This is a genomic window from Streptomyces sp. NPDC057543, assembly GCF_042801895.1.
Lineage (GTDB): Bacteria > Actinomycetota > Actinomycetes > Streptomycetales > Streptomycetaceae > Streptomyces.
In genome coordinates this window covers 1-9,455 of the sequence record NZ_JBHVFF010000314.1, presented here as the reverse complement: position 1 = coordinate 9,455, position 9,455 = coordinate 1, and the positions used below count along the sequence as shown (strand labels likewise).

Sequence of the window (9,455 nt, the reverse complement as noted above, 5' to 3'; positions counted from 1 at the left end):
CCGCCGGAGTCGGCGAGCAGCTTGCCCAGAATGGCGCCGAGCGCGATGAGGACGCCGACACCCGCGACGGTCGAGCCGAGGCCGGCGGTGAAGCTGGCGATCGTCTTCGCCGGCGCGGCGCCGGCGAACGAGCCGAGCGCCAGCGAGCCGATGGTCAGCGCGAGGAACGCATGCATCTTGAACTTGGTGATGAGCAGAACGATGACGGCGATGCCCGCCAGCACGGCGATGCCCAACTGCGCGTTGCCTGCCGAAGTGATCGGTTCGACGGCGTCCGCTGCCAGCGTCTCGACGCTGAGACTGGTCACGGTGGTGATCCTTAGTTTTCGAGCCGGCGCAACGCGGCGGCGGCTCGCTGGGTGATTTCTTCGGGGGTGCCGGACACGTCGACCGAGACGCCGGCCTCGTCCTCCTGCAACGGCTGCAGGGTGGCGAACTGCGAGTCGAGCAGTGCGGTGGGCATGAAGTGGCCCTTGCGTTCCGCCATGCGCTTCTCGATCAGGGTCCGGTCGCCGGTCAGATGGAGGAAGACCGCACCCGGGGCCTCGGCGCGCAGCCGGTCCCGGTAGACCCGCTTGAGCGCCGAACTGCTCACCACCCCGCCGAGCCCCGCCCTGCCGTGCGCCCACCGGCCGATCGCATCGAGCCAGGGCCACCGGTCGGAGTCGTCCAGCGGGATACCGGCCGACATCTTGGCGATGTTCGCCGCGGGATGGAAGTCATCGCCCTCGGCGTACGGAACTCCGAGTTCGGCGGCGAGCAGGGGGCCGACCGTGGTCTTGCCGGTCCCTGCGACGCCCATCACCACGACGACGTGGGGGGTGCTCATTGGTGGTGCCTCGCTGTCTACTTCGACGTCTTCCTCGACATCGGTCCGTCGCGCTACTGAAACCCATACGTACGACTTATTCAAGATGTTGTGACGTAAACGTCGTACTTTTTGTTCCTGAAGGGAGCCCCGTAGGCTGTGCCCATGACCACACAGGGCCCCGGGCTGCATACACATGTGCTGGACACCCTGGGTCTGGAGATCGCCGCGGGGGAGCACCGGCCGGGACAGGTACTGCGTACCGACGAGCTGGCCCAGCGCTTCGACGTCTCGCGCACGGTCGTACGCGAAGTGATCCGCGTCCTCGAATCCATGCACCTGGTCGAGTCCCGCCGCCGGGTCGGCGTGACCGTACGGCCGACCGAGGCGTGGAACGTCTACGATCCGCAGGTCATCAGGTGGCGGCTGGCCGGCGCCGACCGCCCGCGCCAGCTGCGCTCCCTGACCGTTCTGCGCTCGGCGATCGAACCGGTCGCGGCCGGCCTCGCCGCCCGCAACGCCACCCCGGAGCAGTGCTCGGCCCTCACCGAGTGCGCGCTCGGCATGGTCGCCACCTCGCGCGGCCAGCAGTTGGAGGGCTACCTGGAGCACGACATCGCGTTCCACCGGATCGTGCTGAACGCCTCCGGCAACGAGATGTTCGCGCGGCTCGGCGATGTCGTCGCCGAGGTCCTGGCGGGCCGCACCCATCACCAGGTCATGTTCGAGGATCCGGACCCGGCCGCGGTCACCCTCCACGTCCGGCTCGCCGAAGCGGTGCGCGAGGGCGACGCGGTGGCGGCGGAACGGCTGACGAAGGAGATCGCGGTGGGCGCCCTGCACGAACTGGACGTGCTCGCGCCCTGAGGCCTGAGGCCCGTACCGCGGCCGCCGGTACGTGCCCCCGAGAGCTGTCCGTCCCTACGGCGCCGTCCTACGTACGCGCTGCAGCCGCGCCGTCGCCGCGGCCGGCACCATCTCCAGCGCCGCCGGATACCCGCTGCGGTCCATCTCCGCGACCAGCCCCCCGGCGGTCGCGGCGATGTTCGGACGGGTCTCGGCGGGCAGCCGGGCATACGTCCGGGGCCGGGCCTGCACCTCCTGCGCGCGCGCCCGCTCCGGCAGCACCGGCGTGGAGGCGTCAAGCGCCGCGAACGACAGTGTCTGGTCCACGAAGACGTGATAGATCCGCACCGCCTCGGCATCCGGGAACCCGGCCCCGCGCAACACCCCGAGGATCGCTTCCACCGACCGGATCTCACGCGTCCGGCCGGTCGCCCGGGTGCAGGTCGGCATCGCCGCCCGGGGGTGCGCCGGACAGTCCGCGTACATCCGCAGGCCGAGGGTGCGCGGATCGGCCCGCCAGTCACCCGTCGGCCGCCAGGTGAGCAGCGCACGGCCGATCAACTCGTCGGCCACCGCGAGCAGTAGGTCGTCCATGTCCCGGAAGTACCGGTGGAGCGCGCTCGGATCGCAGCCGAGCGCGGCACCCAGCCGTCGCACGGTGAGAGCCGCCGCCCCGTGCTCGCCGATCAGCCGCAGCGATGAACTCGTCCCGCCGCCCCGTCTCCCGTACGCGGAACTCCATCACCTGCGGGAACGGCACGCTCGCCGCCGGATCCGGCACCCCCGCCGCGAGCCCGCCCCGGTTGACCAGGCGGACCCGGCGGCGCCGAGAAGTCGATCAGGACCACCGTCGTCTTGTGCGGCAGCCGCCCGTTGAGCCGGCCGTCCTCGTCGGTGCCCAGGTTCCGGTCGGCGAGGATCAAAGGACCCCTTGGAACCCGGGGCAGTTCAGCGATTCGCCCCATCTGACCGAAACTGGTGCATTCCACCGGGTGGACAGCGGTCGCTTCCCGCCAACGCGGCGTGCCGCCGTGACACCCTCATGGGGCGTACGGTTGTTCGTGTTCGATCTTCACCACATGACGGAAACAGGGAGACCAGGGTATGTCGCAGCAGGTGCAAGGGGTCATCGCACCGGGGAAGAACGAGCCGGTACGGGTCGAGACGATCGTCATCCCGGACCCGGGCCCCGGCGAGGCCGTGGTGAAGATCCAGGCGTGCGGCGTCTGCCACACCGATCTGCACTACAAGCAGGGCGGCATCAACGACGAGTTCCCGTTCCTGCTCGGCCATGAGGCATCGGGCGTGGTGGAGTCCGTCGGCGAGGGTGTCACGGACGTCGCGCCCGGCGACTTCGTCGTCCTCAACTGGCGTGCCGTGTGCGGGCAGTGCCGTGCGTGTCTGCGCGGCCGCCCCTGGTACTGCTTCAACACCCACAACGCGAAGCAGAAGATGACACTGCTCGACGGCACGGAGCTGTCGCCGGCGCTCGGCATCGGCGCGTTCGCCGAGAAGACCCTGGTCGCCGCGGGCCAGTGCACCAAGGTCGACCCCGAGGTCTCACCGGCCGTCGCGGGGCTCCTGGGCTGCGGTGTGATGGCGGGCATCGGCGCCGCCATCAACACCGGTCAGGTCGGCCGCGGCGACTCGGTCGCCGTGATCGGCTGCGGCGGCGTCGGCGACGCGGCGATCGCGGGCGCCCGGCTGGCCGGCGCGGCGAAGATCATCGCCGTTGACATCGACGACCGCAAGCTGGAGACGGCGAAGACGATGGGCGCCACGCACACCGTCAACTCCCGCTCCGCCGACCCGGTCGAGGCGATCCGCTCCCTGACCGACGGCAACGGCGCGGACGTCGTCATCGAGGCGGTCGGCCGCCCGGAGACGTACCAGCAGGCCTTCTACGCCCGCGACCTCGCCGGCACCGTCGTCCTGGTCGGCGTCCCCACCCCGGAGATGCGGCTGGAGCTGCCGCTCATCGACGTCTTCGGCCGCGGCGGCTCGCTCAAGTCGTCCTGGTACGGCGACTGCCTGCCCTCGCGCGACTTCCCGATGCTCATCGACCTGCACCAGCAGGGCCGGATCGACCTCGGAGCGTTCGTCACCGAGACCATCGGAATCGGCGACATCGAGCAGGCCTTCGCCCGGATGCACGACGGTGACGTGCTGCGCTCGGTGGTGGTCCTCTGATGGCCGCCCGCATCGACCACCTCGTCACCTCCGGCACCTTCGCCCTCGACGGCGGGGAGTGGGACGTCGACAACAACGTCTGGATCGTCGGCGACGACACCGAGGCGATCGTCATCGACGCCGCCCATGACGCCGCCGCCATCGAGTCCGCGCTGAACGGCCGTACGCTGCGCGCCATCGTCTGCACGCACGCGCACAACGACCACATCGACGCGGCCCCGGCTCTCGCCGCCGCCACCGGCGCGCCGATCCTGCTCCACCCCGACGACCTGCCGCTGTGGAAGCAGACCCACCCGGACCGCTCCCCGGACGGCGAACTGGCCGACGGCCAGGAGCTGGAGATCGCCGGGACGACGCTCCGGGTCCTGCACACCCCCGGTCATGCCCCCGGCGCCGTCTGTCTCCACGCCCCCGAGCTGTCCACCGTCTTCACGGGCGACACGCTCTTCCAGGGCGGACCCGGCGCCACCGGACGGTCCTTCTCCCACTTCCCGACGATCGTCGCGTCGATCAGGGACCGGCTGCTCACCCTGGCGCCGGAGACCACCGTCCGCACCGGACACGGCGACTCCACGACCATCGGCGCGGAGGCCCCGCACCTGGACGAATGGATCGCCCGCGGTCACTGACGACCGCGGACGCTCACCGGTCCGGCCACGCGGCGAGCCGCAGCCCGCTCTCGAAGCGGCGCGGCCCGCCCGTGACCGGATCGGTGAACTCCAGCACCCTGGCGAGGAGTTGGAGCGGGTGCGACCAGTCGTCGGCCGCACCCTCCGGCCGGACCACCGGATAGACCGGGTCGTGGACGAGCGGCAGCCCCAGGCTGTTCATGTGGACCCGCAGCTGATGGGTGCGCCCGGTGGCGGGCAGCAGCCGGTAGCGGCCGAGCCCTGCCCGGTGCTCCAGGAGCTCGATCCGGCTCTCACTGTTCGGCTCGCCCGGTTCCTCACGTGCGGCGATGACCCCGCGCTCCTTCACGATGCGGCTGCGTACGGTCCGCGGAAAGGCCGGGCCGGGGTCGTACGGTGCCACCGCCTCGTACTCCTTGCGCACCAGACGGTCCCGGAACAGCGTCTGGTACGCGCCCCGCTCCTCCGGCCGTACGACGAACAGGACGAGGCCCGCGGTCAGCCGGTCCAGCCGGTGCGCGGGCTGCAGTGCGGGCAGGTCCAGCTCGCGGCGCAGCCGGGCCACGGCCGTCTCGGTGACGTGCCGGCCGCGCGGTGTCGTCGCGAGGAAGTGCGGCTTGTCGGCGACGACGAGGTGCTCGTCACGGTGGACGACACCGACCGGGAACGGCACCGGTTCCTCAGGCGCGAAATCCCGGTGGAACCAGATGTACCGGCCCGCCGCGTACGGCTCGTCGGCGCAGACCGGTCCCGCTACGGAGACGAACCGGCCCTCGGCGAACATGGTGTCCACCCGCGCCGCCCCGATCGCCCCCGCGAACCGCGCCAGCAGATGATCGCGGACCGTCGCCCACCGCCCGTCCGGATCCTCCGGGAGCCGCAGCCGCATCGGATCGATCCCGTCCCGCTGCGCCAGCGGCGCCGACGGGGGCTTCGCGCGCCCCCTCATCGGGGCCCGCCGGCCGGTACGACGGTGAACATGGTGCGGACTCCTCGTCTCGTGGCCCACGGCGACCACGTGAGCACCACGCGAAATGCCGACCAGGATCGCTCCTGATCGGCATTTCGATCTGTGTCCGAGGGGGGACTTGAACCCCCACGCCCGATAAAGGGCACTAGCACCTCAAGCTAGCGCGTCTGCCATTCCGCCACCCGGACAAGGTGTCTGTCTCGCGGGCCCGGCCCGTTCCGACGTGGAAAACAATAGCAAACATCCGGGGGTGCTCGATCACGCCGGGGGAGGCGTGAAGGGCACATGACGAGGGGTGGGGGGCCTTGGGCGCGCGGGCCCGGCACGGGAGGATGAGGGGGGAGCACCACAGCGACAGTGGAAGGAAGCAGTGTGAGCGAGACCAACACGGCCCGGACCGTCTCGGGCGAGGACGAGGTCGTGGACCTCTGTCGTGAGCTGATCCGGATCGACACCAGTAACTACGGGGACCACTCGGGTCCGGGAGAGCGGGTCGCCGCCGAGTACGTCGCGGAGAAGCTCGCCGAGGTCGGGCTGGAGCCGCAGATCTTCGAGTCCCACAAGGGCCGGGCCTCGACCGTGGCGCGGATCGAGGGCGAGGACCCGTCCAGGCCCGCGCTGCTGATCCACGGGCACACCGATGTGGTTCCGGCCAATGCCCACGACTGGACGCACCACCCGTTCTCGGGCGAGGTCGCGGACGGCTGTGTGTGGGGCCGTGGCGCGGTCGACATGAAGGACATGGACGCGATGACCCTCGCGGCCGTCCGCGACCGGATGCGCAGCGGCCGCAAGCCCCCGCGCGACATCGTGCTGGCCTTCCTCGCCGACGAGGAGGCGGGCGGTACGTACGGCGCGCGGTATCTCGTGGACAAGCACCCCGGTCTCTTCGAGGGCGTCACCGAGGCGATCGGCGAGGTCGGCGGCTTCTCCTTCACGGTGAACGAGAAGCTGCGGCTCTACCTCGTCGAGACGGCCGAGAAGGGCATGCACTGGATGCGGCTCACCGTCGACGGCACGGCGGGGCACGGCTCGATGACCAACGGCGACAACGCGATCACCGAGCTCTGCGAGGCGGTCGGACGACTGGGACGGCACAAGTGGCCGGTCCGGGTGACCAAGACCGTACGGTCCTTCCTCGACGAGCTGTCCGACGCGCTCGGCACCCCGCTCGACCCGGAGGACATGGACGCCACGCTCGCCAAGCTGGGCGGCATCGCCAAGATGATCGGCGCCACGCTCCGCAACTCCGCCGCTCCCACCATGCTCGGCGCCGGCTACAAGGTGAACGTGATCCCCGGCCAGGCCACCGCCCACGTCGACGGCCGTTTTCTGCCCGGCTTCGAGGACGAGTTCCTGGCCGACCTGGACCGGATCCTCGGCCCGCGGGTGAAGCGCGAGGACGTGCACGGGGACAAGGCGCTGGAGACCAGTTTCGACGGCTCGCTCGTCGACGCGATGCAGATCGCGCTGAAAGCGGAGGACCCGATCGCGCGTGCGGTCCCCTACATGCTCTCCGGTGGTACCGACGCCAAGTCCTTCGACGATCTCGGCATCCGCTGCTTCGGGTTCGCCCCCCTGAAGCTGCCGCCGGAGCTGGACTTCGCGGGCATGTTCCACGGTGTGGACGAGCGTGTGCCGGTGGACGGGCTGCAGTTCGGCGTGCGCGTGCTCGACCGTTTCATCGACAACTGCTGAGTCCGCACCGCGCTCCTGACCGGGCGCCGTTGATTTTCCGCCGATTCCCCGCGCCAATAATCGCCCGCGTGTGCGTATGTGACCGGAACGAGTGAAAGGAACCATACGCTCGTAGCCCGATTACCTCTTCCTCGTTACAAGTGATGCGGTCCGCGGCTGGGACCGCATTGCCAACTAGGAGGAATAGTGATCAAGAAGATCGTCGCTGCTGCGGCTGTCACTGGTGGTCTGGTGCTCGCCGGTGCGGGCATGGCCGTCGCCGACTCCGGTGCCCAGGGCGCCGCTGTCGGCAGCCCCGGCGTGCTCTCGGGCAACGTCGTCCAGGCCCCGATCCACGTGCCGGTGAACGTGTGTGGCAACACGATCTCCGTGATCGGGCTGCTGAACCCCGCCTTCGGCCACACCTGCGTCAACGGCTGACGTTGTGCGTCAACCCGTAAGGGTTTGAATCCGGTCGGCCCCGGGTGCACGCCATGCACTCCGGGGCCGCTGGGTAGTCCGCCCCCGTACGGTCAAGTCCGGGGGTATTCCGGAAGGTAGAAGGCAGGAATCAACGTATGCGACAGGTCACGCGTAAAGGCCTGATCACCATGGCGGCCGCGGGCGGAGTCCTCGCACTGAGCGGCGGTTATGCGCACGCCGACGCCGGAGCGACCGGCGACGCGTCGAATTCCCCGGGGGTGCTTTCAGGGAATTCGGTCCAGGTCCCGGTCCACGTACCGGTCAACGTCTGCGGCAACTCCGTGAGCGTCGTGGGACTGCTCGACCCGGCGGCGGGAAATGCCTGCGGAAACGGTTCGGGCAGCGCCGCTTCGGGCAGGCACGCCTCGGGCAGCCAGGTGTCCGGCGACCTGACCCAGGCGACCCGGGCGGGGACCGGCAAGCACCGGGCCGTCACGAGCGACACCGGAAGCGGGGCGACGGCCGAGGGGAGCGCACAGGGCTCACCCGGTGTGCTTTCGGGCAACAAGATCGCGGTGCCCATCGACATCCCCGTGAACGCCTGTGGGAACAGCGTCACCATCGGCGGACTGCTCAACCCCGCCTCCGGCAACGAGTGCGGAAACGGTACGGACGTCGTCACGCCGCCGGTCGGCACGCCGGTCACGCCGGTCACGCCGGTCACCCCGGTCACCGAGGACAAGCCCCCGGCACCCGGAGTGCGAACCGTGCACAATGCACCCGAGACACAGGGCGTCGCCGAGCTCGCACACACCGGAGCGGGCGGACTCGGCCTCCTTGTCCCGGCGAGCGCGGGCCTGCTGCTGGCGGGTGCGGGCACGGTACTCTACCGTCGCGCCCGGATGTCCGCATAGCGGATCGAGGAGACGACGCAGGCACGGCGAAAGGAGCGGGTCCCGCGACGGCGGGGCCCGTTCCGTTTCACCGGACGCCCCGTGGCGTCACCAGGTGGCCCGTAGCTGGCGGATGATCCGTCGGCGCAGCCGCACTCTGCGGCTGCCGTCACGGCGCAGCGTCAGCCGGTCCAACTCCCAGTGCCCGTACTCGGCATGGTCCGTCAGCAGGCGGGCCGTCTCCTTCCGGGACACCCCGCGCGGCACGTACACATCGACAAATTCGTATTCCGGCATCGCATCTATTGTGCGGGCAGAGCCCGTCTACGGATAGCGTCTGCACCATGTCTGATGCTGCGCAGCCCACCGCTGCCGAGGTACGCGCCGCCGCCGAAGCGATCAAAGCCGCGCTCGACCGTCACCTCGAGGCGGTCGAACGCCGGACGGGGGACGACGATCCCGCCGTCTATGAAGCGTTCAACGCACTGGCCGCCGCTGCCGAGTTCTACGACGAACTGCTCTACGACCGCTACGACGAGGTAACCCCCTTCGAGATCCCCGGTGCCCAGGACTCCCTGCCGCCGTACGCCGGCCCCGAGGAGCCGAACGCGCTCAGCGTCCTCATCCGGCGTGACTACGCCGTGGTGGAGCCGCCGAGGCTGCTCGCACAGGCCCAGCGGATCGCCGACCTCGATCCGGACGACCCCGGCGGCGGGAGCACCGCGGTCGTCGGCTCCAGCGTCCACACGGCGCTCGGAGTGCTCTTCGGCGAGTACGAACCCGACGAGATCGCTTCCCGGCACACGGAGTTCGGACTAGAGGAGGGCGACTCCACGCTCTGGGTCACGGCGGCCGAAGAGCTTCCCGAGGCGGGGGAGTGGCTCGGCGCACCGTTCGACGACGCGGATCCGCAACTGGTGGTCTGCCGCTTCGACGTCAGCGCGGTCTTCGACGAGGACAGAACGGACGAGGAGCCGGCCGGCCTGGTGGTGGACAGCTCCTGATCCGTCCGTCGGACG

General features: G+C 70.2%; 11 protein-coding genes, 1 tRNA gene and 1 pseudogene. 7 read left to right on the top strand and 6 right to left on the bottom strand.

Annotated elements, in window-relative coordinates; translation table 11 throughout:
• Together ACFU8Q_RS35055 and ACFU8Q_RS35050 are read right to left on the bottom strand one after the other, a co-directional pair.
• Positions 1 to 308 (bottom strand): annotated as a pseudogene (locus ACFU8Q_RS35055) (gluconate transporter); the annotation flags it as partial.
• An 11-nt stretch (positions 309 to 319) separates the two neighbouring features.
• Positions 320 to 829, bottom strand: a complete 510-nt coding sequence (locus ACFU8Q_RS35050) for a gluconokinase (protein WP_384462232.1) — start codon at positions 827 to 829, stop codon at positions 320 to 322.
• A 144-nt stretch (positions 830 to 973) separates the two neighbouring features.
• Here ACFU8Q_RS35050 and ACFU8Q_RS35045 point away from each other — a divergent pair, with 144 nt between their 5' ends.
• Complete coding sequence (locus tag ACFU8Q_RS35045) at positions 974 to 1,675, top strand: FadR/GntR family transcriptional regulator (protein ID WP_384462229.1); 702 nt, start codon at positions 974 to 976, stop codon at positions 1,673 to 1,675.
• Positions 1,676 to 1,729: 54 nt separating this feature from the next.
• Here the strand turns inward: ACFU8Q_RS35045 and ACFU8Q_RS35040 are convergent, their stop codons facing one another.
• Positions 1,730 to 2,341, bottom strand: coding sequence for a helix-turn-helix domain-containing protein (locus tag ACFU8Q_RS35040; RefSeq protein ID WP_384462235.1), 612 nt, complete (start codon positions 2,339 to 2,341; stop codon positions 1,730 to 1,732).
• Positions 2,342 to 2,758: 417 nt separating this feature from the next.
• Between ACFU8Q_RS35040 and ACFU8Q_RS35035 the strand changes: the two genes are divergently transcribed.
• Positions 2,759 to 3,844 (top strand): S-(hydroxymethyl)mycothiol dehydrogenase, encoded by a 1,086-nt coding sequence (locus tag ACFU8Q_RS35035; protein ID WP_384462226.1) that lies wholly within the window; start codon positions 2,759 to 2,761, stop codon positions 3,842 to 3,844.
• The gene (locus ACFU8Q_RS35030; protein WP_384462223.1) at positions 3,844 to 4,473 is read left to right on the top strand and encodes an MBL fold metallo-hydrolase; all 630 of its coding nucleotides are present in this window, start codon (positions 3,844 to 3,846) and stop codon (positions 4,471 to 4,473) included. Before ACFU8Q_RS35035 ends, ACFU8Q_RS35030 begins: the two co-directional genes overlap by 1 nt.
• A gap of 13 nt (positions 4,474 to 4,486) precedes the next feature.
• On the opposite strand, the gene ACFU8Q_RS35025 is transcribed toward ACFU8Q_RS35030, so the two are convergent.
• Together ACFU8Q_RS35025 and ACFU8Q_RS35020 are read right to left on the bottom strand one after the other, a co-directional pair.
• Positions 4,487 to 5,422 carry a pseudouridine synthase gene (locus ACFU8Q_RS35025; protein WP_384462220.1) on the bottom strand — a complete coding sequence of 312 codons (936 nt, stop codon included), beginning with the start codon at positions 5,420 to 5,422 and terminating at the stop codon, positions 4,487 to 4,489.
• A gap of 124 nt (positions 5,423 to 5,546) precedes the next feature.
• Positions 5,547 to 5,631: transfer RNA gene (locus tag ACFU8Q_RS35020), tRNA-Leu, on the bottom strand.
• Positions 5,632 to 5,815: 184 nt separating this feature from the next.
• Here ACFU8Q_RS35020 and ACFU8Q_RS35015 point away from each other — a divergent pair.
• The 3 genes from ACFU8Q_RS35015 to ACFU8Q_RS35005 all read left to right on the top strand — a co-directional run bounded on the left by ACFU8Q_RS35015 (position 5,816) and on the right by ACFU8Q_RS35005 (position 8,457).
• Entirely contained in the window at positions 5,816 to 7,141 is a 1,326-nt protein-coding gene (locus tag ACFU8Q_RS35015; protein ID WP_384462217.1) for a M20/M25/M40 family metallo-hydrolase, read from the top strand.
• Positions 7,142 to 7,327: 186 nt separating this feature from the next.
• Positions 7,328 to 7,561 carry a chaplin ChpH gene (gene chpH / locus ACFU8Q_RS35010; protein ID WP_384462214.1) on the top strand — a complete coding sequence of 78 codons (234 nt, stop codon included), beginning with the start codon at positions 7,328 to 7,330 and terminating at the stop codon, positions 7,559 to 7,561.
• Positions 7,562 to 7,698: 137 nt separating this feature from the next.
• Positions 7,699 to 8,457, top strand: coding sequence for a chaplin (locus tag ACFU8Q_RS35005; RefSeq protein WP_384462211.1), 759 nt, complete (start codon positions 7,699 to 7,701; stop codon positions 8,455 to 8,457).
• A gap of 87 nt (positions 8,458 to 8,544) precedes the next feature.
• Here ACFU8Q_RS35005 and ACFU8Q_RS35000 read toward each other — a convergent pair whose 3' ends face one another.
• Positions 8,545 to 8,733: a DUF5703 family protein gene (locus ACFU8Q_RS35000; RefSeq protein ID WP_030918345.1), complete on the bottom strand. Its 189-nt coding sequence runs from the start codon at positions 8,731 to 8,733 to the stop codon at positions 8,545 to 8,547.
• A gap of 47 nt (positions 8,734 to 8,780) precedes the next feature.
• Between ACFU8Q_RS35000 and ACFU8Q_RS34995 the strand changes: the two genes are divergently transcribed.
• Positions 8,781 to 9,440, top strand: a complete 660-nt coding sequence (locus ACFU8Q_RS34995; RefSeq protein ID WP_384462208.1) for a hypothetical protein — start codon at positions 8,781 to 8,783, stop codon at positions 9,438 to 9,440.
• The last annotated feature ends 15 nt before the right edge of the window (positions 9,441 to 9,455 follow it).

Excerpts from the sequence above, each read along its gene's own strand:
- ACFU8Q_RS35050 (WP_384462232.1), bottom strand. The coding sequence starts at position 829 with ATGAGCACCCCCCACGTCGTCGTGGTGATGGGCGTCGCAGGGACCGGC.
- ACFU8Q_RS35045 (WP_384462229.1), top strand. The coding sequence starts at position 974 with ATGACCACACAGGGCCCCGGGCTGCATACACATGTGCTGGACACCCTG.
- ACFU8Q_RS35035 (WP_384462226.1), top strand. The coding sequence starts at position 2,759 with ATGTCGCAGCAGGTGCAAGGGGTCATCGCACCGGGGAAGAACGAGCCG.
- ACFU8Q_RS35030 (WP_384462223.1), top strand. The coding sequence starts at position 3,844 with ATGGCCGCCCGCATCGACCACCTCGTCACCTCCGGCACCTTCGCCCTC.
- ACFU8Q_RS35025 (WP_384462220.1), bottom strand. The coding sequence starts at position 5,422 with ATGAGGGGGCGCGCGAAGCCCCCGTCGGCGCCGCTGGCGCAGCGGGAC.
- ACFU8Q_RS35005 (WP_384462211.1), top strand. The coding sequence starts at position 7,699 with ATGCGACAGGTCACGCGTAAAGGCCTGATCACCATGGCGGCCGCGGGC.
- ACFU8Q_RS35000 (WP_030918345.1), bottom strand. The coding sequence starts at position 8,733 with ATGCCGGAATACGAATTTGTCGATGTGTACGTGCCGCGCGGGGTGTCC.
- ACFU8Q_RS34995 (WP_384462208.1), top strand. The coding sequence starts at position 8,781 with ATGTCTGATGCTGCGCAGCCCACCGCTGCCGAGGTACGCGCCGCCGCC.